At 62.7% G+C, this 22147-nt stretch carries 19 protein-coding genes; 7 read left to right on the top strand and 12 right to left on the bottom strand.

Going from position 1 to position 22147, the window contains the following annotated elements:
- Window positions 1-9: 9 nt before the first annotated feature.
- The 4 genes from pqqA (at window position 10) to LQ249_RS20280 (ending at window position 4285) form a co-directional block, all read left to right on the top strand.
- Complete coding sequence (pqqA, locus tag LQ249_RS20295) at window positions 10-81, top strand: pyrroloquinoline quinone precursor peptide PqqA (RefSeq protein ID WP_010209364.1); 72 nt, start codon at window positions 10-12, stop codon at window positions 79-81.
- A 127-nt stretch (window positions 82-208) separates the two neighbouring features.
- Entirely contained in the window at window positions 209-1372 is a 1164-nt protein-coding gene (gene ercA / locus LQ249_RS20290) for an alcohol dehydrogenase-like regulatory protein ErcA (protein ID WP_017847475.1), read from the top strand.
- The gene (locus LQ249_RS20285; RefSeq protein ID WP_017847474.1) at window positions 1356-2726 is read left to right on the top strand and encodes an ATP-binding response regulator; all 1371 of its coding nucleotides are present in this window, start codon (window positions 1356-1358) and stop codon (window positions 2724-2726) included. Before ercA ends, LQ249_RS20285 begins: the two co-directional genes overlap by 17 nt.
- Window positions 2727-2806: 80 nt before the next feature.
- On the top strand, window positions 2807-4285 hold the full coding sequence (locus tag LQ249_RS20280) for a DASS family sodium-coupled anion symporter (protein WP_079444249.1): 1479 nt from the start codon (window positions 2807-2809) through the stop codon (window positions 4283-4285).
- A gap of 474 nt (window positions 4286-4759) precedes the next feature.
- On the opposite strand, the gene LQ249_RS20275 is transcribed toward LQ249_RS20280, so the two are convergent.
- The 9 genes from LQ249_RS20275 to copC all read right to left on the bottom strand — a co-directional run bounded on the left by LQ249_RS20275 (window position 4760) and on the right by copC (window position 13123).
- Window positions 4760-5668, bottom strand: a complete 909-nt coding sequence (locus LQ249_RS20275; RefSeq protein WP_232565847.1) for an aldose 1-epimerase — start codon at window positions 5666-5668, stop codon at window positions 4760-4762.
- Window positions 5668-6948: a TRAP transporter large permease gene (locus LQ249_RS20270; protein ID WP_046382820.1), complete on the bottom strand. Its 1281-nt coding sequence runs from the start codon at window positions 6946-6948 to the stop codon at window positions 5668-5670. Before LQ249_RS20270 ends, LQ249_RS20275 begins: the two co-directional genes overlap by 1 nt.
- Before the next feature lies 1 nt (window position 6949).
- Entirely contained in the window at window positions 6950-7477 is a 528-nt protein-coding gene (locus tag LQ249_RS20265) for a TRAP transporter small permease (protein ID WP_046382821.1), read from the bottom strand.
- A gap of 66 nt (window positions 7478-7543) precedes the next feature.
- Window positions 7544-8506, bottom strand: coding sequence for a TRAP transporter substrate-binding protein (locus tag LQ249_RS20260; RefSeq protein ID WP_193039815.1), 963 nt, complete (start codon window positions 8504-8506; stop codon window positions 7544-7546).
- A 51-nt stretch (window positions 8507-8557) separates the two neighbouring features.
- A complete protein-coding gene (locus LQ249_RS20255; protein ID WP_232565846.1) occupies window positions 8558-9433 on the bottom strand; it encodes an SMP-30/gluconolactonase/LRE family protein in 876 nt (291 codons plus the stop codon).
- Between the two features lie 30 nt (window positions 9434-9463).
- Window positions 9464-10279 carry an NAD-dependent epimerase/dehydratase family protein gene (locus LQ249_RS20250; protein WP_079444245.1) on the bottom strand — a complete coding sequence of 272 codons (816 nt, stop codon included), beginning with the start codon at window positions 10277-10279 and terminating at the stop codon, window positions 9464-9466.
- 187 nt (window positions 10280-10466) lie between these two features.
- Window positions 10467-11729 (bottom strand): OprD family porin, encoded by a 1263-nt coding sequence (locus tag LQ249_RS20245; protein ID WP_046382825.1) that lies wholly within the window; start codon window positions 11727-11729, stop codon window positions 10467-10469.
- A gap of 167 nt (window positions 11730-11896) precedes the next feature.
- A complete protein-coding gene (copD, locus tag LQ249_RS20240; RefSeq protein ID WP_057004479.1) occupies window positions 11897-12754 on the bottom strand; it encodes a copper homeostasis membrane protein CopD in 858 nt (285 codons plus the stop codon).
- A gap of 3 nt (window positions 12755-12757) precedes the next feature.
- Window positions 12758-13123 (bottom strand): copper homeostasis periplasmic binding protein CopC, encoded by a 366-nt coding sequence (gene copC, locus LQ249_RS20235; protein ID WP_017847464.1) that lies wholly within the window; start codon window positions 13121-13123, stop codon window positions 12758-12760.
- A 115-nt stretch (window positions 13124-13238) separates the two neighbouring features.
- Here copC and LQ249_RS20230 point away from each other — a divergent pair, with 115 nt between their 5' ends.
- Window positions 13239-13859 carry a TetR/AcrR family transcriptional regulator gene (locus LQ249_RS20230; RefSeq protein ID WP_017847463.1) on the top strand — a complete coding sequence of 207 codons (621 nt, stop codon included), beginning with the start codon at window positions 13239-13241 and terminating at the stop codon, window positions 13857-13859.
- A 526-nt stretch (window positions 13860-14385) separates the two neighbouring features.
- On the opposite strand, the gene preA is transcribed toward LQ249_RS20230, so the two are convergent.
- The 3 genes from preA to hydA all read right to left on the bottom strand — a co-directional run bounded on the left by preA (window position 14386) and on the right by hydA (window position 18622).
- Window positions 14386-15660 carry an NAD-dependent dihydropyrimidine dehydrogenase subunit PreA gene (gene preA / locus LQ249_RS20225; protein WP_017847462.1) on the bottom strand — a complete coding sequence of 425 codons (1275 nt, stop codon included), beginning with the start codon at window positions 15658-15660 and terminating at the stop codon, window positions 14386-14388.
- Complete coding sequence (locus tag LQ249_RS20220) at window positions 15660-17027, bottom strand: NAD(P)-dependent oxidoreductase (protein ID WP_232565845.1); 1368 nt, start codon at window positions 17025-17027, stop codon at window positions 15660-15662. Before LQ249_RS20220 ends, preA begins: the two co-directional genes overlap by 1 nt.
- A 155-nt stretch (window positions 17028-17182) precedes the next feature.
- Window positions 17183-18622, bottom strand: coding sequence for a dihydropyrimidinase (gene hydA, locus LQ249_RS20215; RefSeq protein ID WP_046382829.1), 1440 nt, complete (start codon window positions 18620-18622; stop codon window positions 17183-17185).
- A 602-nt stretch (window positions 18623-19224) separates the two neighbouring features.
- On the opposite strand from hydA, the gene LQ249_RS20210 reads away from it, so the two are divergent.
- Together LQ249_RS20210 and LQ249_RS20205 are read left to right on the top strand one after the other, a co-directional pair.
- Window positions 19225-20712, top strand: a complete 1488-nt coding sequence (locus LQ249_RS20210; RefSeq protein ID WP_232565844.1) for an NCS1 family nucleobase:cation symporter-1 — start codon at window positions 19225-19227, stop codon at window positions 20710-20712.
- A 132-nt stretch (window positions 20713-20844) separates the two neighbouring features.
- Window positions 20845-22128, top strand: coding sequence for a Zn-dependent hydrolase (locus tag LQ249_RS20205; RefSeq protein ID WP_046382831.1), 1284 nt, complete (start codon window positions 20845-20847; stop codon window positions 22126-22128).
- The last annotated feature ends 19 nt before the right edge of the window (window positions 22129-22147 follow it).

Below are 22147 nucleotides of genomic sequence, written 5' to 3'. Positions count from 1 at the left end.
GATCGCCCCATGTGGACTAAACCCGCGTTTACCGACCTGCGTATCGGCTTTGAAGTGACCATGTACTTCGCCAGCCGCTGATTCACCCCCGGCCAGCCTCGCGCTGGCCGGGGTCGTTTGGGGAATGACTCTTTGGTCTGATTGCATTCGCGCGCGGATGGGTTAGTGTGGAGCGCATCTCTCAAAAATAATAAAAACAGGCTTTCCAATGAGCCCAAATCTCAGCCTTCTGCGTAAGTTCGTTTCGCCTGAAATCATCTTTGGTGCCGGCTGCCGGCACAACGTCGGTAATTACGCCAAGACCTTCGGTGCGCGCAAAGTGCTGGTGGTCAGCGACCCCGGTGTGATCGCCGCCGGCTGGGTCGCCGACGTGGAAGCCAGCCTGCAGGCCATCGGCATCGATTACTGCCTGTACAGCGGCGTCTCACCCAACCCCCGCGTCGAAGAAGTCATGCTCGGTGCCGAGGTGTACCGCGACAACCATTGCGACGTGATCGTGGCCATCGGCGGCGGCAGCCCGATGGACTGCGGCAAGGCCATCGGCATCGTGGTCGCCCATGGGCGCAACATCCTCGAATTCGAAGGCGTGGACACCATTCGCGTGCCCAGCCCCCCGCTGATCCTGATCCCCACCACCGCCGGCACTTCGGCGGATGTCTCGCAGTTCGTGATCATTTCCAACCAGCAGGAGCGCATGAAGTTCTCCATCGTCAGCAAGGCGGTGGTGCCGGACGTGTCGCTGATCGACCCGGAAACCACGGCGAGCATGGACCCGTTCCTGTCCGCCTGCACCGGCATCGATGCGCTGGTGCATGCGATCGAGGCGTTCGTCTCCACCGGCCACGGCCCGCTGACCGACCCCCACGCGCTGGAAGCCATGCGCCTGATCAACGGTAACCTGGTGCAGATGATCGCCAACCCGGCGGACATCGCCCTGCGCGAGAAGATCATGCTCGGCAGCATGCAGGCGGGGCTGGCGTTCTCCAATGCGATCCTCGGCGCGGTGCATGCCATGTCCCACAGCCTCGGCGGCTTCCTCGACCTGCCTCACGGCCTGTGCAACGCGGTGCTGGTGGAGCATGTGGTGGCGTTCAACTACAACTCGGCGCCGGAGCGCTTCAAGGTGATTGCCGAGACGTTCGGCATCGACTGCCGCGGCCTGACTCATCCGCAGATCCGCGGGCGGCTGGTCGAGCATCTGATCGCGCTGAAGCGTGCCATCGGCTTCCACGAAACCCTCGGCCTGCACGGCGTGCGGGTGGCGGACATTCCGTTCCTGTCCCAGCACGCCATGCACGACCCGTGCATCCTCACCAACCCCCGTGAATCGAGCCAGCGTGACGTCGAGGTCGTCTATGGCGAAGCTCTCTGACGACCAGCAGCGCGCCCTGGCCGGGCTGCTGGGGCTGGGCGACCAGTCGGCGCGCAAGAGCCACTACCCGGAACTCACGGCCCGCCTCGATGAGCTGGAGGCCGAGCGCAACCGCTACATCCGCCTCAACGATGAGCTGGAGCAGCGGGTGGCGGCGCGCACTGATGAACTGCTCGAAGCCAACCGCAACCTGCAACAGCAGGTCGCCCAGCGCGAACAGGTCGAACAGGAGCTGCGCGACGCCCGCGACGCCGCCGAGGCCGCCAACCGCAGCAAGGACAAGTACCTCGCCGCCGCCAGCCATGACCTGTTGCAGCCGCTCAACGCCGCACGGCTGTTGATCGCCACCCTGCGCGAACGGTCGTTGCCGAGCGTCGAACAGGTGCTGGTGGAGCGCACGCACCAGGCCCTGGAAGGTGCCGAGGATTTACTCACCGACTTGCTCGATATCTCGCGGCTCGACCAGGCAGCGGTCAAGCCGGACGTGGCGCTGTATCGCCTGGATGAGTTGTTTGCGCCGCTGGTCTCCGAGTTCCAGTCCGTCGCCCTGGCCGCCGGACTGAATCTGCGCGCACACACCGGCCATTACGCGATCCGGACCGACCTGCGCCTGGTGACGCGGATTTTGCGCAATTTCCTCAGCAACGCCTGCCGCTACACCGACGACGGCTGCATCCTGCTCGGCGCCCGTCGTCGCGGCGATCACCTGCGCCTGGAAGTGTGGGACACCGGGCGCGGCATCCCGGCCGACCGGCTCGACGCGATCTTCCTCGAATTCAACCAACTGGACGTCGGCCGCGCCTCGGACCGCAAGGGCGTGGGCCTGGGGCTGGCGATTGTCGAGCGGATCGCTGAGATCCTCGGTTACCCGGTGGCGGTGCGCTCGTGGCCGGGACGCGGGTCGATGTTCAGCCTCGAAGTGCCGATCAGCGAAGAAATGCCGTTGGCTATCAGCCAACTGCCCACGCAACCGACCACCGGCAACCCGCTGCCGGGGCGGCGTTTGCTGGTGCTGGACAACGAAGTCAGCATCCTCGAAAGCATGAGCGCGCTGCTCGGGCAGTGGGGCTGCGAGGTGGTCACGGCCACCGACCAGGCCGGCGCGTTGCTGGCATTGCAGGGCAGGGCGCCGGAATTGATCCTGGCGGACTATCACCTGGACCACGGCGTGGTGGGCTGTGAGGTGGTCAAGTACCTGCGCGAGCATTTTGCCCAGACGATTCCCGCCGTGATCATCAGCGCCGACCGCACCGACCAGTGCCGGCGCATCCTGCGGCGGCTGGACGCACCGTTGTTGAACAAACCGGTCAAGCCCGGGAAGTTGCGGGCGGTGTTGAGTCAGTTATTGGCCTAGAGGTTTGATACCTGTCAACACCGCGTGCGGCATTTTGCGCCATGCTCCCAGCCTGATTTGACGCCGACGGAGACTCCCCCATGAGCGCCCCCGCAACAACCGCTGCATCATTCAAGTTGCCCTTGGGCCTGGTCGTCGCTGTACTGGTGATGGTCGGGGTGCTGCTGTTACCGCTGCCCGCGGATTTGCCGGTGGCCGGGCATCGCATGCTGGCGATCCTCGCGTTTGCGGTGGTGGTGTGGATCAGCGAGGCAGTGTCCTATGAGGCCAGCGCGATCATGATCACCTCGCTCATGGCGTTCTTGCTCGGCACCGCGCCGTCGCTGCAAGACCCCGCGCACCTGATCGGCTCCAGCCCGGCCATCGGCATGGCGCTGACCGGCTTCTCCAACCCGGCGCTGGCCCTGGTGGCGGGGGCGTTGTTCATCGCCGCCGCCATGACCCACACCGGCCTGGATCGGCGCATCGCCTTGGTCACGCTGACCCGGGTCGGCACCAGCACCCGCGGCATTCTGCTGGGGGCGATCGCGGTGACTATTCTCCTGAGCCTCGTCGTACCCAGCGCCACCGCGCGCAGTGCCTGCGTGGTGCCGATCATGATGGGCGTGGTGGCGGCGTTTGGCGTCGATAAACGCTCCAACATCGCCGCCGGCCTGATGATCGTGGTGGCCCAGGGCACCAGCATCTGGAACGTCGGCATCCAGACTGCCGCCGCGCAGAACCTGCTGACCGTCGGGTTCATGGACAAGATGCTCGGCCAGCGCGTGTCGTGGATCGACTGGCTGATTGCCGGCGCACCATGGGCGCTGATCATGTCGGCGGTGTTGCTGTTCCTGGTGATCAAACTGCTGCCGCCGGAAAGCGACAGCATCCCCGGCGGCAAAGAAGCCGTGGCCCAGTCGCTGGTGGACATCGGCCCGATGACCGGCCCGCAAAAACGCCTGCTCGCCGTGTCGGTGCTGTTGCTGTTGGCGTGGGCTACCGAAGGGCGCCTGCACAATTTCGACACCACCTCGACCACCTATGCCGGGCTGGTGTTCCTGCTGTTGCCGGGGATCGGCGTGATGACCTGGAAGGATGTGCAGTCGCGGATTCCGTGGGGCACGGTGATTGTGTTTGGCGTCGGCATCAGCCTCGGCACGGCGTTGCTGACCACCCAGGCCGGGCAGTGGCTGGGTTCGCAAGTGGTGGCGCACACCGGGCTGGACCAGGTCGGGCCGTTGGGCGTGTTTGCCATCCTCGGGGCGTTTTTGATCTTGATCCACTTGGGGTTTGCCAGTGCGACCGCGTTGACCTCGGCGTTGTTGCCGATCCTGATTGCGGTGTTGCAGACCTTGCCGGGGGAGTTCAACCGGTTGGGGATGACCATGCTGTTGGGGTTTGTGGTGAGCTACGGGTTTATCCTGCCGATCAATGCGCCGCAGAACATGGTGTGCCTGGGGACCGGGACGTTTACGGCGCGGCAGTTTGCCAAGGTGGGGGTGTTGGTGACGCTGATGGGTTACTTGTTGATGTTGGTGTTTGCGGCGACCTACTGGAGCTGGCTTGGCTGGATCTGATAGGGCGTGTCATGGGGTCGCCAATGCAAAGGAGATCCAATGTGGGAGGGGGCTTGCCCCCGATGGCGGTCTCTGGGCTGACCAGCTTTTTGGGTTGGGTTGAGTACATATCCATTGTTGCGGTCACGGCTGCTATGGGTTCCGCCCTTACGGCGGGTCACTTTGGAAAAGCCCCAAAGTAACCAAAGGGCTCTTGCCCCACCACTCGGTGCCTCGCCTAGGCTCGGCATGCCCTCACTCCGGCTTGAATCCGTGGGCCGCCGTCATGGGCCATCCCTGGCCCAGGACGGCTAACCCGGCGTCCTGCCGGGTTGCCCACGGATTCAAGCCTGCGTTCGGCCAGCGTGGTTTTACGGGGCGCCTAAGATCAAAAGCCAAAGCCAAAGCGAGGCTGCCTTATAGCCGACCTGATCCTGGAAGCCGAACCGAGTCAAAAATGTGGGAGGGGGCTTGCCCCCGATGGCAGTGGGTCAGTCATGCATGTAGTGGCTGACACACTGCCATCGGGGGCAAGCCCCCTCCCACAGTTGGAATGTATTTCAGGGTGAAATTGAGTTGGGTCGACTGGTTGTGCTCCAGCAGTTTCAGGCCCGGCCTGCCCGGCAAGTGATGGGCATTCACCGGATGGCTCACCGGCTCGATGCAGAAGAACCCCAGCCCCGGCGGGCAGTACAGCAAGAAGTAATCGGCGCCGGTGGCCTGGCATTCCAGGGCATAACCCAGCTCCGGCTGTTCGATCCGGCAATGCCCGTCCCATTGGCAAAAACCGTTGTCGACCAACGCTTGGGGCAATCCCTTGAGCTGTTGGAAATCCCAATCGGCGTGTACGGGTGCCAGCGCCGTCGGCAGCTTGGACGCATCACTCATCCATACCTGCCCAGCCTTGGCCTGCAACCGCGTACCCGCCCGGCGCGGGAAGTAAGGATGCAAGCCCAAACCGTGCCACGCGGCGGCTTCGGCCAGATGCGTCACGCTCAGCCCGATACTCAACACGCCGTTGCTCAACCCAAACCGCTGCTCGGCGCGATAGGCGAACGGCGTGGCGCATTCCAGCGCAAGCAGCACTTCATCCGCCGACTGGCTGACCACGCGCCACGCCTGTTGCCAGGCCGAACCGTGAATCGGCAGCGGATCGGTCGCGCTGTTGGGCGTGAGTGCCAGCCAGCCGGCGGGCGTGTCGAAACCGCCGTTGGCAATGCGATTGGACCACGGCGCGAGGGGATAGCAGCCCAGTTTGCCGGGCAGGCCGCTGTCCAGCGCCGCTTGATCGCTAGGCCGCAGCAGGGGCTGGCCGCTGGCGCGCACGCGCCAGTTGACGATGCTGCCGCCCACGGCCGGGGCGAGGGTGAGGTGGGTCAGGTGATCTTCCAGTTCAATCAGCATCACAGCACCAGCCCTGGCAGCCACAGCGATAACGCCGGAATGTAAGTCACCGCGATCAGCACCAAAAACAGCACGCCATAGAACGGCAGCAGCGCCTTCACGGTGTTCTCGATACTCACCTTGCCCACCGCCGCCCCCACGAACAGCACCGCGCCGACCGGTGGAGTGATCAGGCCGATGCCGAGGTTGACCAGCATGATCATGCCGAAGTGAACCGGGTCGACGCCGATGCCGAGCACCACCGGCAGCAGGATCGGCGTGAGGATCAAAATCAGCGGCGCCATGTCCATCACCGTGCCGAGCAACAGCAGCATGACGTTGATGCACATCAGGATCACGTAGCGGTTGTCCGACAGGGTCAGAAACAGCGTGGTGATCTTCGCCGGGATCTGCATCAGGGTCATGATGTAGCCGAAGCTGGCCGCGAAGGCGATCAGGATCATCACGATGGAAATGGTGCGTACCGTGCGGTGCATCAGCTTGGGCAGCTCGTTCCATTTGTAGTCGCGGTAGATGAACATGGTCACGAAGAATGCCCACAGCACCGCGATCGCGGCGGACTCGGTGGCGGTGAAGATGCCCGACAGGATGCCGCCGAGGATGATCACCATGGCCATCAGGCCCCACAGTGCGTCGGCGCAGATTTTCAGCGCTTGCTTGAGCGGGATGACTTCGCCCTTGGGGTAGTCGCGCTTCTTCGCGAAGATCAGGCACAGCACCATCAGGCACGCGCTCATCAGCAGGCCCGGGACCACGCCGGCCATGAACAGCGAGGCGATCGACACCGTGCCGCCCGCCGCCAGGGAGTAGAGCACCGAGTTGTGGCTGGGCGGGGTCAACAGTGCTTGCACCGAACCGCTGATGGTCACCGCCGTGGCGAACTCCCGGGGGTAGCCACGGCGCTCCATTTCCGGGATCAGCACCGAGCCGACCGAGGCGGTGTCGGCCACCGAGGAGCCGGAGATCGCACCGAAAAACGTCGAGGCCATGATGTTCACCAGGGACAAACCGCCGCGCACAAAACCCACCAGCACCCCGGCGAACGCCACCAGTCGCCGCGACATGCCGCCCTCGGCCATGATTGCGCCGGCCAGCACGAAGAACGGAATCGCCATCAGCGAAAACTTGTTCACCCCGCCAGCGATCTGAATCATCAGGGCCTGGTACGGAATGTCGATCCACCACGCGCCGATCAACGCCGACAGGCCCAGGGCATAGGCCACTGGCATGCCGATCAGGATCAAGCCGACAAAGCTGCCCAACAGAATCAATGCGTCCATATCAGGCAGCCCCTTCGCTTTCTTCAACCAGATCGAAGCGCACGACCCGTCGGTTGCTCTGGTCACCGAGCACGAGTTTTTCCACCACGAAGACCAGGGTCAGCAACCCGCCGATCGGGATCGGCATGTAGGTGATGCCCACGCGCAGGGTGGGGATGGCGCTCATGAACTGGTTCCAGGTGGACAGGCACAGCTTGCTGCCCCAAATGGTCATGAACAGGCAGATGGTGCCCATCAGCAGTTGCGAGAGGATGCCGACGACCTGGCGTTGGCGCGCAGGCAGGCGGTCGGTGACCATTGCCACCGACATATGCGCCCCGGCGCGGTAGCTGGCGGCGGCGCCGATAAAGGTGAACACCAGCATCAGCAGGATGGCGGTGGGCTCCGGCCAGCTGGAGCCGGTGCCGAGGATGTAGCGGGCGAAGATGCCCCAGGGGATGATCAGCGCGACCCCGAGGACCGAGAGGCCGGCGACCCAGATGCAGGTCATGTAGAGGCGGTCGTTGATGCGCAGCACTAGATTCTTCATGGCGTTCACCGTGACCGGGCGCGTCGATGCCGACCGCGCCGGGCCTTATGCGAGAGGCAGGGCGGGTTATTGAACGGCGTCGATGCGCGCGATGATATCGGCGTAAGGCGCGCCGTACTTGGCGCGAACCGCGGCGGTGGCGTCGTAGAAGGGCTGTTTGTCGACGCGGATGAACTCCACGCCGGCCGCCTTGAGTTTTTCCTCGCTGCTGGCGGATTTTTTATCCCACAGCACACGCTCATCGGCCTGGGCGGCCTTGGCGGCGTTTTTCACCATGAGCTGTTGCGCGGGGGTGAGCTTGTTCCAGGTGATTTTCGACATCACGATCGGCTCGGGCAGGATCAGGTGCTCGGTGAGGGTGTAGTACTTGGCGTTCTGAAAGTGGTTGTGTTCCAGCAGGGTGGGTGGGTTGTTCTCGGCACCGTCGATCACCCCGGTCTGCAAGGCACTGAAGATCTCGCCGGTGTCCATGGCGATACCGTTGGCACCCATGGCGTTGAAGGCATCGATGAACAGCGGGTTGCCCTGCACGCGAATCTTCATGCCCTTGAGGTCTTCGATCTTGCGCACCGGTTTTTTGCTGTAGAGGTTGCGCGTGCCGCCGTCCATCCAGGCCAGGGCGACCAGGCCGAATTCGGAGTCGGTGATCTTGGCGAGGATTTCATCGCCGATCTCGCCGTCGATGACTTTGCGCATATGCGCCTGGTCGCGGAACACGAATGGCAGGTTGAACACGTTCACGTCCGGCACCACCGGGCCGACGATGCCGAGGCTGACCCGGGTCATCTGGATCGCACCGACCTGGGCTTGTTCGACGACTTCTTTTTCCGAACCCAGGACGCCCCCGGGGAAGTACTTGAAGGTCAGTTCGCCGTTGCTTTCTTGGGTGAGGGCCTTGCCCATGTTCTCTTCGGCCACGACGGTGGGGTAGCCGGCGGGGTGGATGTCGGCGAATTTGATTTCCAGCGCGTGGGCGGCGCTGCTGAGGGTGAAGATTGCGGCGGCGAGCAAGGTGCGTTTGAAGTCCATGAGCGGTCACTCCTGTCTTGTTATTGTTGTATTCAAGGCACAGCGATGCAGCTAGAGGGCGAAGCGGGGTTCGGGCAGTCCTGTCGTGCCGGGGTTGAGGGCGAATACGCCGCCGGACAGCGACTGCTCGCTCTGGTCGTCACGGATCGAGGTGACGAACAGGGTGTCCAGGCGACTGCCGCCAAAGGCGCACATGCTGGGTTTTTTCACCGGCACGCGCAGGGAGCGGTCCAGGCGACCGTCGGGGGTGAAGCGGTGGATCAGGCCGGCGTCGTTGGCGCAGATCCAGTAGCCGCCGTCGACATCCACGGCCGCGCCGTCAGGGCGGCCTTGGTGTAGCTGCATGTCGACAAACACGCGGCGGTTGGACGGTGTGCCGGTGTCGGTGTCGTAGTCGAAAGCCCAGATCTGTTGCACCAACGGGTGCGAGTCCGAGACATACATCGTGCGGCCATCGGGGCTGAAGGCCAGGCCATTGAGGGTGATAAAGCCGTCCAACTGCGCATGCGGCGCGGCGCCCGACGCGTAACGGTAGAGGATGCCTGCGGGCGCATTTGCGCTCATGTCCCGCACCATGCTGCCGGCCCAGAACCGGCCCTGGCGATCGCAGCGCCCATCGTTCAGGCGCATGCCCGCGCGCGGGTGCGCGACCTCGGCCAGGGGCGTGGTGTCGAGGCTGCCGTCGTTGTGCGCGGTGAGCTGGAAAAAGCCGCTTTCCATCCCGGCGACCCAGTTGCCCGCATCGGTGCGGGCAATGCAAGCGAGCATCTGCGGGGCTTTCCACGCGTCGATATGGCCGGTGGCGGCGCTCCAGCGTTGCAGGCCGCCGTTGGGAATATCCACCCAATACAGGGCGTTTTCTTCGGGCACCCACACCGGGCATTCGCCTACGGCGTTGCGGGCGTCGACAATCAATTCAGCGGTCATGGCAACTCACTCCCTTGGGTTAGTGTGACGTCAGTCACCGAACGGCCCGGCGGCGCAGAACGCACCGCCCTGGTAGACCTTGGCCGGGTCGTCGGCGGCCAGCGGCGGCTGGCGCTCGACCTGGGCGCGGAATACTTCGGAGCTGTCTTTGGGGGTGAAGCCCAGGTGCGCGGCGTAGCGGTTGTCCCACCAGGTGTCGAGGTTGGCCGACATGCCGTAGACCACGGTGTGGCCGACGTTCGGCGTGTACAGCGCGCGTTCGAGCAGTTGGGTCAGGTCATCGAAGCTCAGCCAGGTGTGCATCATCCGGCGGTTCTGCGGCTCGGGGAACGACGAGCCGATACGGATGCTCACGGTCTCGATGCCGTAGCGGTCGAAGTAGAAGCTGGCCATGTCTTCGCCGTAGGACTTGGACAGCCCGTAGTAACTGTCCGGGCGACGCGGCGAGTGGGCGTCGAGGTGCTCGCCCTGTTGATAGAAGCCGATCACATGGTTGGAGCTGGCGAAAATCACGCGCTTGACGCCATGGCGGCGGGCGGCTTCGTAGATGTGAAAAATCCCGCAGATATTGGCGCCGAGGACTTCTTCGAACGAGCGCTCCACGGATACGCCACCGAAATGCAGGATGGCGTCGACGCCTTCGACCAGATGGTGTACCGCGTGTTTGTCGGACAGGTCGCAGGGCTGCACTTCTTCATTGGCGCTGGCGGGGGCCATGTCGGCGATATCCGACAGGCGCAGCACCTGGGCATACGGCCGCAGGCGTTCGCGCAGCACTTTGCCGAGGCCGCCGGCGGCACCGGTGAGGAGGAGGCGGTTGAAGGGCGCTGGGGTAGTGGTGGTCATCTGGATTCCAGTTTTTGTTGTAGGTTGTCGTATGACTGTGCCGAAGTATTGTTAGAGAGTCCCCGCTTGTCAATGTGGGAGGGGGCTTGCCCCCGATGGCTGTGGGTCAGTCACAGAGACATTGCCTGATACACCGTCATCGGGAGCAAGCCCCCTCCCACAATGGATGTGCCCGGGTTTTAGATCTTTAAAGCAACGAAATCGGGTAGCTGACGAAGACCCGGTTCTCATCGAACTCGTTATTGCTGAAGTCCCGGCGCATGGTCGAATTGCGCCAGCGCACGTTGAGGTTCTTCAAGACACCGCTCTGCACCGTGTAGGCCAGTTCCGATTCGCGGCCCCATTCCTTGCCATCGGTGATCGTGCCGGTGTGGACGTTACTGCCGCTGATGTAGCGGTTCATCAGGGTCAGGCCCGGAACGCCGAGCGCCGCGAAGTTGAAGTCGTGGCGCAGTTGCCAGGATTTCTCCTTGGCGTTGTCGTAGCTGGCGTTGTAGCTGTCGTTGGCCAGGGTGCCGCCGCTGGTGCCGTTGACCCGCATCCATGCGCTGTCGCCGCTGAGTTTCTGCAGGCCGACGTAGAAGGTGTTAGCGCCGTATTTGGCCGAGAGCAGGGCGAACGCGGTTTTGTTGTCGAGGTCGCCGGCCAGGGCGCTGCCGTCTTCCTTGCCGTTGAAGAAGCCGAGGTTGGCGCCCAGGGTCCAGTCGCCCAGCGGCTGGCTGTGGGTCAGGTTGAGGTACTGCTGTTGGTAGATGTCGGTCAGTTCGGCGTACCACAGGCCGACCTGGGTGCGCTTGTCGTTGAAGGTGTATTCGGCGCCGCCGAAGTTGAAGCGGTCTGAGGTGAAGGCGGCTTTGCCGTTCATGAACATGTCTTCCATGCTCGCATCGTTGCGCGGGCTGTTGCCGCGAAACTGCCCGCCGTAGAGGGTCAGGCCGGCGATTTCATTGGAGGTGACCTGGCCGCCCTGGAAGGTTTGCGGCAGGGAGCGGCCATCGTCGGAACGCAAAATCGGCAGCACGGGCATCCATTCGCCGACTTTCAGTTCGGTCTTCGACAGCTTGGTTTTCAGCGCCACGCCCAGGCGCCCGAAGTTGTCGGCGGGGCGACCGTCGTCGTGAACCGGCAGCAACTGGGTGCCAGCGGTACCTTTGCCGCCGTCGAGCTTTTGCGAGTACAGGCCCAGCACATCAATCCCGAAGCCCACGGTGCCCTGGGTGTAGCCGGATTTGGCGTCGAGGATGAAGTTCTGCGTCCACTCTTGGGCCTTGGCCTGGGGGTTGGACGGGTTGGTGAAATTGCGGTTGAAGTAGGCGTTGCGTAAGTTGAGCGTAGCCTTGGCGTCGTCGACAAACCCTTCGGCCTGGGCGATGAGGGGCAGGGTGAAAGCCAGGCTGCCGAGGCCGATAAGGCCGAGACGCGAGGAGGAATTGCGGGCGGATGGACGCACAGTGACGCTCCCTTGGGTTTGTTGTTTTTATTATTTGTCATACGTCGTCGTACAACATTGTGGCGATATTTGCGGGGTTTTTGTGGCTTGTCAATCAGAAGTTATACGATGACTACGCTTCACTGAGCAGAAGTGGTCGTGGTCCAGTGGGGAAGCTGACTATGGATTCAACCGGCCATGGCCATTGGGGGCAGGGTGCCGAGGAGGGAGACGGCGGCTACCGCTGAAATACCTAGTAACCATTCAGCCGTCACACTGGCCTTCAAGGTCTCCAGTCGTTGTTCGCAGCGCTCGATACGCAAGCGGTTCAGCAGCGCCAGGGCCAACATGCCCAGCACCAGCATCGCCTTGATCAGCAGAATCAGGGCGAAACCGTTGAACAGCGGGGTGGGCCACAGTTGCCCGGTCAATACACGCACGTTGATCAAGCCGGTGACCAGTAAGCCGGCGACCAGGCCATAACCCGCGCCGCTGAAACGCCGCAGAATCGGCTCCAGCCCATGGCGCTGCGGTTGGCGCAGGATCAATACCAACAGCAGCAGACCGCCAAGCCAGGCGCCCACGCACGCCAGGTGGACGACCTGATTGAGGATCAGCAACTGGCCGCTGAGCCCGTTGAGCATGGCGCCGTGACCGACTGGGGCCAGGGTCGCCAGCAGCAGGCCGATCAAGGGCAGGCGCAACGCCGACCAGGGTTTGATCAAGGCGATCAACAGCAGCACGTTGAGCAGCAGATGCCAGAGCCACACTTGGCCGAAAAAGGTCTTGCCCAGCACCAATTGCACAGTGGCCGGTTGCAGTGCGGCGTCCCAACTGCCGGCCATGCTGACCGTGATCAGCAGCAACCAGGCCACGCCGGAGCCGAGCCCGAGCCAGGCCAGTGCTCGGCTGATACGCAGCACTTGCCGGTCCAGCGCCAACTGCGGTGCATTGCCCATCAGCCAGGGCCTGAATACACAGGCCCCGAACATCAACAAGACGACGATGAAATGCAGGAAACGGCACAGCACCAGCAGCGTCGCCATAGGTTATTGGCCGACCTTGAAGCTGTATTCACCGTTGCTCTTGTGGGTGTCGACCGAGACCGCGTTCCACACCACTTTGTAGGTACCGGCTGCGAGGGGCGCAGCGGGCGTCACCACCAGGGTTTTCTTGTCGGCATCCGGCGTTGCCAGGCCCTTGATTGCGATTTCGGTGCCGTCCTTGCTCAGGGAAACCTTGGAAAAGGTCGCCTCCACGCCTTCGCTGAAGGTCAGGCGCACATCGTTCGGTGCCGCGACGCTGCTGTCTGCCGCAGGCGTCGCGCTCTTGAGGTGAGCATGGGCAAACGCCGCCGAGGCGCCCAGCAGCGAGGCCAGCAGAGCGACGGTGGTCAGGGTTTTCTTGATCAACATTGAACAATACCAATCAAAGGATAGGACGGGCAGTGTACGAAGTTTCGGCTCCTCCTGTCGCCCCGATCTAGAGCGGGTGGTAGTCTTTCCGTTATGTCTTTGTCGGGGAGCCCTTATGGGCAAGCACAAGATCGGAATTCGTCGGGTCAACGTCGAAAAAATCCTGCTGGCGGCGGAAAAAATCTTCGCCGAGAAGGGCTATGGCAGCACCGCCATGGCCGATATTGCCGCCGAAGTGCAACTGCCGCGTTCCAACCTGCATTACTACTTCACCACCAAGAGCGAGCTGTACAGCGCAGTGCTGTTCGATCTGTTGGAAGTGTGGAAGCAGGATGCCCTGAGCTTCGAAACCTTCGATGACCCGCGAGTGGTGCTCAGCAGCTACATCCGCGCCAAGATGCAACGCTCGCGCACGCGGCCGTATGGGTCGAAAGTCTGGGCCAACGAAATCATCCACGGCGCGCCGACGCTCGGTGAGGCGCTGGATGAAAGCCTGTACGACTGGGCCAAGATGAAGGAAGCGAAGATTCGCCAATGGGTGGAAGACAAACGCATCCTGCCGGTCGAGCCGGCGAGCCTGCTGTATATGATCTGGGCCTCGACCCAGCACTACGCTGACTTTGATCATCAGGTGAAGATTCTGAACGATCACCAGCCGTTGTCGGATATGCAGTTCGAGAGGGCGATTCAGACGGTGACCAGTGTGATTTTGCGCGGGATTGGGTTGGAGCCTTGAGGCTTGAGCCTTGAGGCTTGTGGTGAGGCTGAGGGCCTCATCGGGGGCAAGCCCCCTCCCACATTGACTGCATTTTGTCTGAAAGAATGCGGTCAACTGTTTGAGCCTTGAGTTTTTGTGGTGAGGCTGAGGGCCTCATCGGGGGCAAGCCCCCTCCCACATTGACTGCATTTTGTCTGAAAGAATGCGGTCAACTGTTTGAGCCTTGAGTTTTTGTGGTGAGGCTGAGGGCCTCATCGGGGGCAAGCCCCCTCCCACATTGACTGCATTTTGTCTGAAAGAATGCGGTCAACTGTTTGAGCCTTGAGTTTTTGTGGTGAGGCTGAGGGCCTCATCGGGGGCAAGCCCCCTCCCACATTGACTGCATTTTGTCTGAAAGAATGCGGTCAACTGTTGGAGTCTTGAGTTTTGTGGTGAGGCTGAGGGCCTCATCGGGGGCAAGCCCCCTCCCACATTGACTGCATTTTGTCTGAAAGAATGCGGTCAACTGTGGGAGGGGGCTTGCCCCCGATAGCGCTCTACAGGACTACACCGCTTCCCGGTACGGATTACGCGGATCCTGGGTCCAGTTCAAGAACGGCTTGCCGGTGTCCACCGGCACCATCTCGATGCAATCGGCCACCGGGCAGGTGATCTGGCACAGGTTGCAGCCCACGCATTCGTCATCGATCACTTCGTACTTATGCGTGCCGTCCGCCTGTTTCAAACTGGCGATGGCCTGGTGCGACGTATCTTCGCAGGCAATGTGGCAACGCCCGCAGCCGATGCAGGCGGCCTGATCGATCTTGGCGATCACCTGGTAGTTGATATCCAGGTACTTCCAGTCCGTAGTATTGCCCACGGCGCGCCCGGAAAAATCCTGCAGACTGGTGTAGCCCTGACTGTCCATCCAGCGCGACAGGCCGTCCTTCATTTCTTCGACGATGCGAAAGCCATGCAGCATCGCCGCCGTACACACCTGCACGGCACCGCAGCCGAGGGCGACGAATTCCGCCGCATCGCGCCAGTTGCCGATGCCGCCAATGCCGCAGATCGGCAGGCCGTGGGTCTGCGGGTCGCGGGCGATTTCGGCGACCATGTTCAGCGCGATCGGCTTGACCGCCGAGCCGCAGTAACCGCCGTGGGTGCTCTGGGTGCCGACCGTCGGCAGGGCGACCATGCGTTCCAGGTCCACGCTGGTGATGGAGTTGATGGTGTTGATCAGCGACACCGCATCCGCACCGCCGCGATACGCCGCACGCGCCGCCACCCGGATGTCGGTGATATTCGGCGTGAGCTTGACGATCACCGGCAGCGAACAGTACGTCTTGCACCAGCGCGTCACCTGTTCCACATACTCCGGCACCTGGCCGACCGCCGCGCCCATGCCGCGCTCCGGCATGCCATGGGGGCAGCCGAAGTTCAGCTCGATGCCGTCGCAGCCGGTGGCTTCCACCAGCGGCAGGATGTTTTTCCAGGACTCTTCGACGCACGGCACCATCAGCGACACGATCAGCGCGCGGTCCGGCCAGTCCTTTTTGACCTGGGTGATTTCGCGCAGGTTGATCTCCAAAGAGCGGTCGGTGATCAGCTCGATGTTGTTGATGCCCAGCACTTCGCGGTTGGCGCCGTAATGCGCCGAGTAACGCGACGAAACGTTGACCGCCGCCGGGTCTTCCCCGAGGGTTTTCCAGACCACGCCGCCCCAGCCCGCTTCAAAGGCGCGGACCACGTTGTAGGCTTTGTCGGTGGGCGGCGCGGAGGCCAGCCAGAACGGGTTGGGGGCTTTGATACCGGCGAAGACAATCGAGAGATCGGCCATTACGCAGCCTCCACGTTGAGTATGAGTTGGGCGTGCATGGCTTCTGCCGCCAGCTTGCCGTGTTGCACCGCCTGTACGGTGAGGTCCTGGCCGAGGCTGACGCAGTCGCCGCCGGCATACACGCCGGGGATGCTGGTGCGCAGCTGCTCGTCGACGAAGATGCGTTCGCCGACCCGCTGCAGTTGCTGGGCCAGCGGGTCGTGCAGTGCGGCGTTGTCGAAACCTTGGCCGATGGCCTTGAAGATCGCATCGGCGGCCAGTTCGAAGGTTTCGCCGGTGGGTTGCAGGCGCCCGTTGTCCAGGTGCGTGCGGGCGAAACGCATGCCGCGCACATGGCCTTGCTCGTCCAGCAGCACTTCCTCCGGCTGGGCCCAGGTCAGCAGGCGAACCTGATTGGCCTTGGCGATGTCCTGCTCATGGCTGGTGGCGCCCATGTCCGCCAGGCCCCGGCGGTACACCAGGTTGACGTCGCGGGCGCCGAGGCGGGCCATTTGCACGGCCATGTCGATGGCGGTGTTGCCGGCACCGAGCACGATGCAGCGGTCGGCCAGGGGCAATTGGGTGAGGTCGTCGGCCTGGCGCAGTTCGCGGATGTAGTCGGTGGCGGCGAGCAGGCCGGGGGCGTCCTCATGGGGCAGGCCGAGTTGCTTGCTGGCGGCCAGGCCGAGGCCGAGGAACACCGCATCGAAGTGCTGGTGCAGTTCGCTCAACGACAGGTTGTCGCCCAGGCGCTGGCCGTGACGGATCTCGATGCCGCCGATCTGCAGCAGGAACTCCAGCTCCTTCTGCGCGAAGTCATCCACCAGTTTGTACTTGGCGATCCCGTATTCATTCAGGCCGCCGGCTTTTTCCCGGGCTTCGAAGATCACCACATCGTGGCCGTGCAACGCGGCGCGATGGGCGCAGGCCAGGCCGGCCGGTCCGGCGCCGACCACGGCGATGCGCTTGCCAGTGGTGGCGGCGCGCTGGAACGGGTGTTCGCTGAAGTGCGCGTTGTCGATGGCGTAGCGTTGCAACAGGCCGATCAGCACCGGCGCGCATTCTTCGCCGTGGTTACGCACGCAGGCTTGCTGGCACAGGATCTCGGTGGGGCAGACCCGGGCGCAGCTGCCGCCGAGGATATTGGCCGAGAGAATCTTCTGCGCGGCGCCTTGCACGTTGTCGGTGTGGAGGTTGCGGATGAACGACGGGATGTCGATTTCGCTGGGGCACGCATTCACGCACGGCGCGTCGTAGCAATACAGGCAGCGCGAGGCTTCCAGTTGCGCCTGGCGAGCGTTGAGGGGCGGTGCCAGGTCGGTGAAATGGCTGGCGAGGGTCGCCCCGTCTTCATGGGGATGGGGGAGGTGGGTCAGGGTCTGGATCACGGTGTGGGCCTCACGGTTTTTTTCGGATTGCCTCTGGCGGGCATTTTTGTTGCCTGGGTTGGCCTCATCGGGGGCAAGCCCCCTCCCACAGTGATCGCATTGTGTCTGAAAGCATGCGGTCAATTGTGGGAGGGGGCTTGCCCCCGATAGCGGTCTCAGCGGTTCACCGCAACCGGCTTGGAACGCTCAGCCCGCTTGCTCAACTGCTCGAACACCGACGGATACGCCGGCCGTTCCACATACCGCCCGGCACCGCGTTCGGCGCGCAGGTCGCCGTCGGCCCAGACCAGCTTGCCCTGGCTGATGGTGTGGCTCGGCACGCCGCGCACGGTCTTGCCTTCGAAGATGTTGAAGTCGACGTTCTGGTGGTGGGTCTTGGCGGAAATCGTGCGCGTGCCCTCGGGGTCCCACAGCACCAGGTCGGCATCGGCACCGACGCGGATTGCGCCTTTGCGCGGGTAGAGGTTGAAGATCTTCGCGGTGTTGGTGGAGGTCAGCGCGACGAACGCCTGCATCGACAAGCGCCCGGTGTTGACCCCTTCATCCCACAACAGCGCCATGCGGTCTTCGATACCGGCGGTGCCGTTGGGGATCTTGCTGAAATCGTCACGCCCGGCGGCTTTCTGCTCGGCGCAGAAGCAGCAGTGGTCGGTGGCGGTGGTGTGCAGGTTGCCGGATTGCAGGCCATGCCACAGCGCCTCTTGATGCCCGCGCGGGCGGAACGGCGGGCTCATCACGTAGCCGGCGGCGGTCTGCCAGTCGGGGTGGCGGTAGACGCTGTCGTCCAGCAGCAAGTGCCCGGCGAGCACCTCGCCGTACACCGCCTGGCCTTTGCCGCGCGCATAGGTGATTTCATCCAGCGCCTCTTTGGTCGAGACGTGTACCAGGTACAACGGCGTGCCGATGGTCTCGGCGATACGGATCGCGCGGCTGGCCGCTTCGCCCTCGACCTGGGACGGACGCGACAGCGGGTGCGCTTCCGGCCCGGTGATGCCCTGGGCCATCAGTTTGCGTTGCAGGTGATACACCAACTCGCCGTTTTCCGCATGCACGGTGGGTACCGCGCCCAGCTCCAGGCAGCGTTCGAAGCTGGCCACCAGGGTATCGTCGGCCGCCATGATCGCGTTCTTGTAGGCCATGAAATGCTTGAAGCTGTTGACGCCGTGATGGCTGACCAGCTCGGCCATTTCCTCGCGCACCTGCTCGCTCCACCAGGTGATCGCCACGTGAAAGCCATAGTCGGCCGCCGACTTCTGTGCCCAGCCGCGCCATTGGTGAAAGGCTTCGAGCAAGGATTGCTGCGGGTTGGGAATCACAAAGTCGATGATCGAGGTGGTGCCCCCCGCCAGACCCGCCGCCGTGCCGCTGAAAAAATCCTCACTGGCCACGGTGCCCATGAAGGGCAGTTGCATATGGGTGTGCGGGTCGATGCCGCCGGGCATCAAATATTGGCCGCTGCCATCGAGCACTTCGGTGCCAGCGGGAATATCCAGGCCCGTGCCAATTGCGCGAATCAGACCGTCTGCGCATAAAACATCGGCGCGGTAACTTTCGTCGTGGGTAATGATGGTGGCGCCACGGATCAACAGCGACATGTCGAGTTCCTCACAGGCTTGACCGGCTGGTGCCAGTTCTAAGTGTTGTAGTTGTTTTCAGCACAGGCTTGGTAAAAACCTGTCATCGGTGACAGGAATAGAAACTAGCCGGTGTTTTTAGAATGAGCAAGAAGATTTTTCCTACGCTTAGTTGTGTTTTAACTGATTGAAATATAAGGATAAAAAATAAAAATCACCAAAATGTGGCGACTGATCACCATTTTGACGCACTTGACAGGTTCCAAATATGAACAACATTTCTTATTGCAAATCAGGCGCTTGAGACATGCCACTTGACGGCGGCGGTAAATAAAAATAATTGTGTTGCACCAGATTGAGTCCTGAACGTTCGGACAACTTGCGCGTTATCCAGCCTGCGTCACGCGGCAAGTACCGAAGGACTCATCGGCGTTTGAAATAAAGCTGATAAACATCAGCGAGTTATATATGCGGTGCAGGGTCAGGGCGGGTTGTCGGCACGTTTATTGAGTGCAGTGGCGGCTGGCCGGACCCTTGATGTCATGTTGTTTACGAGGTACTCCGGCCACCTGCACCGACCTTGCAGGTGAGCAACAATAATTCGAAAAAACCGTGGAGCGGCCATGCAACAGAACAGATCGCAAGTTATTGAACGCAACGGCCTGTACGAACTCGACGCCGGCCCCGACGTCCTCGACAGCCCTCGCTACAACCACGACATGGCACCGACCAAGGTGCATGAACGCACGTGGAACAAGTGGCACATCACCGCGCTGTGGGTCGGCATGTCGATCTGCGTGCCCACCTACACGCTGGGCGGGGTGCTTACCGCGTACTTCGGTTTGTCGGTGGGCGAGGCGCTGATGGCGATCCTCCTGGCCAATATCGTGGTGCTGATCCCGCTGACCCTCAACGCCTTCCCCGGTACCAAGTACGGCATTCCGTTCCCGGTGTTGCTGCGTTCGTCGTTCGGCATCCTCGGTTCCAACGTGCCGTGCCTGATCCGAGCGCTGGTGGCGTGCGGCTGGTTCGGCATCCAGACCATGTTCGGCGGGCTGGCGATTCACCTGTTCCTGGGCTCGATTTTCGAGGGGTGGAAGGCCTTGGGCGGCACCGGTGAGGTGATCGGCTTCATGATCTTCTGGACCCTCAACCTGTGGGTGGTGCTGCGCGGCGCCGAGTCGATCAAGCGCCTGGAAACCCTGTCGGCACCGCTGCTGGTGGCGGTGGGCATTGGCCTGCTGGTGTGGGCGATGCCGAACGTGTCCCTCAGCGAGTTGATGGCGATCCCGCCCAAACGCCCCGAAGGTGCAAGCCTGAACGGTTACTTCATGGCCGGCCTGACCGCGATGGTGGGGTTCTGGGCCACCTTGTCGCTGAATATTCCCGACTTCAGCCGCTACGCCAAGAGCCAGAAGGACCAGATCCTCGGGCAGATTTTCGGCCTGCCGCTGACCATGTTCCTGTTCGCCGCCCTCGGTGTGATCATGACCGCCGCGTCGGTGAAACTGGTGGGCGTCAGCGTGTCCGACCCGGTGACGCTGATCGGGCATATCCAGAGCCCGGTGTGGGTCGCCGTGGCCATGGCATTGATCATCGTCGCCACCTTGTCCACCAACACGGCGGCGAACATCGTGTCGCCCACCAACGACTTCCAGAACATCGCGCCCAAGCTGATCAACCGCACCACGGCAGTGATTCTCACCGGCCTGGTGGGGTTGGTGTTGATGGGCCACGAGCTGCTGAAGAAGCTCGGGCTGATCGTTTCCGATGTGAGCCTGGAGACGGTGTATTCCAACTGGTTGCTCGGCTATTCCAGCCTGCTGGGGCCGATCGCCGGGATCATGGTGGTGGACTACTTCATCACGCGCAAACAGCGCCTGGACCTCGCCGGTTTGTACCGTGACGACGTGTACCCGGCGTGGAACTGGAGCGGGTTTGTCGCGTTTGGCGTGCCGGTGGTGCTGACCTTGCTGTCATTGGGCAGCGACGTGTTCAGCTGGTTCTACAGCTATGGCTGGTTTACCGGTTCGGCGTTGGGCGGCGTGTTGTATTACGGGCTGAATGCCAGGCGTGGCCTGACGCCGATGCCGGCCAAATCCCTGCTGTAACGCGATGGAATGCAGTCAAACAGGTGGTCATTCCACCACTGCATGGGTGACTGACCCACTGCAATCGGGAGCAAGCCCCCTCCCACCTTTGAACTGCATTCCATTCATAACATGTAGCCTGAGGAGATCCCCATGAACGCTGCCCTGGACGTTCTGCAATCGACCCATCAGCACATCAACCGCGACCGTTTGTGGCAGTCGTTGATGGAGCTGGCCAAGCTCGGCGCCACCGCCAAGGGCGGCGTGTGCCGCCTGGCCCTCACCGACCTCGACCGCCAGGCCCGCGACCTGTTCGTGCAATGGTGCGAAGAGGCCGGGTGCAGCGTGACCGTCGACGGTATCGGCAACATCTTCGCCCGTCGCCCCGGGCGTAACCCCGACCTTCCGCCAGTGATGACGGGCAGCCATATCGACACCCAGCCCACCGGTGGCAAGTTCGATGGCTGCTTCGGCGTGCTGGCCGGTGTGGAAGTGTTGCGCACCCTCAACGACCTCAAGGTGCAAACCGAGGCGCCGCTGGAAGTGGTGGTGTGGACCAACGAAGAGGGCTCGCGCTTCCCGCCGTGCATGATGGGCTCGGGGGTGTTTGCCGAGAAATTCAGCCTGGCCGACACCCTCGCCAAGGTCGATGCGCAGGGTATCAGCGTCGGCGCGGCACTGAATGCGATCGGCTATGCAGGGACGCGGCCGGAGAGTGGGCACAAAGTCGGCGCCTATTTCGAGGCACATATCGAACAGGGGCCGATTCTTGAGGATGAAAAGAAAACCATCGGCGTGGTGCTCGGTGCCCTCGGGCAAAAGTGGTTCGACTTGACCCTGCGCGGCGTTGAAGCCCACGCGGGGCCGACGCCGATGCACCTGCGCAAGGACGCCCTGGTCGGCGCAGCCGCGGTGGTCGCGGCGGTGAATGCGGCGGCATTGGGGCATCAGCCGCATGCGTGTGGCACTGTCGGTTGCTTGCAGGCTTATCCGGGCTCACGCAACGTCATCCCGGGTGAGGTGCGTATGACCCTGGACTTCCGCCACCTGGAACCGGCGCGCTTGGATTCGATGATCGCCCAGGTACGCCAGGTGATCGACGAGACCTGCGCCAAGCATGGGTTGAGTTTTGAAATGACACCCACCGCCGACTTCCCGCCGCTGTATTTCGACAAGGGTTGCGTCGACGCAGTGCGCGATGCGGCGAATGGGTTGGGGTTGTCGAACATGGACATCGTCAGCGGGGCAGGGCACGACGCGATCTTCGTCGCCGAACTCGGCCCGGCGGGGATGATCTTCGTGCCATGCGAAGGCGGCATCAGCCACAACGAAATCGAAAACGCCGCGCCGGATGACCTGGCGGCGGGGTGTGCGGTGTTGTTGCGGGCGATGGTGGCCGCCTCGGCCGCCATTGCCAGCGGCAAACGCGCGGCCTGAAACGCGGTAAAACCTGTGG

The organism is Pseudomonas sp. 7-41 (genome assembly GCF_021233075.1).
Classification (GTDB): Bacteria; Pseudomonadota; Gammaproteobacteria; order Pseudomonadales; family Pseudomonadaceae; genus Aquipseudomonas; species Aquipseudomonas veronii.
Note: the sequence above shows the minus strand (reverse complement) of the source record. Positions and strands in the feature narration are given on the sequence as shown.

Coding starts and splice junctions, on each gene's coding strand:
- ercA (WP_017847475.1), top strand. CDS start 209: ATGAGCCCAAATCTCAGCCTTCTGCGTAAGTTCGTTTCGCCTGAAATC.
- LQ249_RS20285 (WP_017847474.1), top strand. CDS start 1,356: ATGGCGAAGCTCTCTGACGACCAGCAGCGCGCCCTGGCCGGGCTGCTG.
- LQ249_RS20280 (WP_079444249.1), top strand. CDS start 2,807: ATGAGCGCCCCCGCAACAACCGCTGCATCATTCAAGTTGCCCTTGGGC.
- LQ249_RS20275 (WP_232565847.1), bottom strand. CDS start 5,668: ATGCTGATTGAACTGGAAGATCACCTGACCCACCTCACCCTCGCCCCG.
- LQ249_RS20270 (WP_046382820.1), bottom strand. CDS start 6,948: ATGGACGCATTGATTCTGTTGGGCAGCTTTGTCGGCTTGATCCTGATC.
- LQ249_RS20265 (WP_046382821.1), bottom strand. CDS start 7,477: ATGAAGAATCTAGTGCTGCGCATCAACGACCGCCTCTACATGACCTGC.
- LQ249_RS20260 (WP_193039815.1), bottom strand. CDS start 8,506: ATGGACTTCAAACGCACCTTGCTCGCCGCCGCAATCTTCACCCTCAGC.
- LQ249_RS20255 (WP_232565846.1), bottom strand. CDS start 9,433: ATGACCGCTGAATTGATTGTCGACGCCCGCAACGCCGTAGGCGAATGC.
- LQ249_RS20250 (WP_079444245.1), bottom strand. CDS start 10,279: ATGACCACCACTACCCCAGCGCCCTTCAACCGCCTCCTCCTCACCGGT.
- copD (WP_057004479.1), bottom strand. CDS start 12,754: ATGGCGACGCTGCTGGTGCTGTGCCGTTTCCTGCATTTCATCGTCGTC.
- copC (WP_017847464.1), bottom strand. CDS start 13,123: ATGTTGATCAAGAAAACCCTGACCACCGTCGCTCTGCTGGCCTCGCTG.
- LQ249_RS20230 (WP_017847463.1), top strand. CDS start 13,239: ATGGGCAAGCACAAGATCGGAATTCGTCGGGTCAACGTCGAAAAAATC.
- preA (WP_017847462.1), bottom strand. CDS start 15,660: ATGGCCGATCTCTCGATTGTCTTCGCCGGTATCAAAGCCCCCAACCCG.
- hydA (WP_046382829.1), bottom strand. CDS start 18,622: ATGTCGCTGTTGATCCGTGGCGCCACCATCATTACCCACGACGAAAGT.
- LQ249_RS20210 (WP_232565844.1), top strand. CDS start 19,225: ATGCAACAGAACAGATCGCAAGTTATTGAACGCAACGGCCTGTACGAA.
- LQ249_RS20205 (WP_046382831.1), top strand. CDS start 20,845: ATGAACGCTGCCCTGGACGTTCTGCAATCGACCCATCAGCACATCAAC.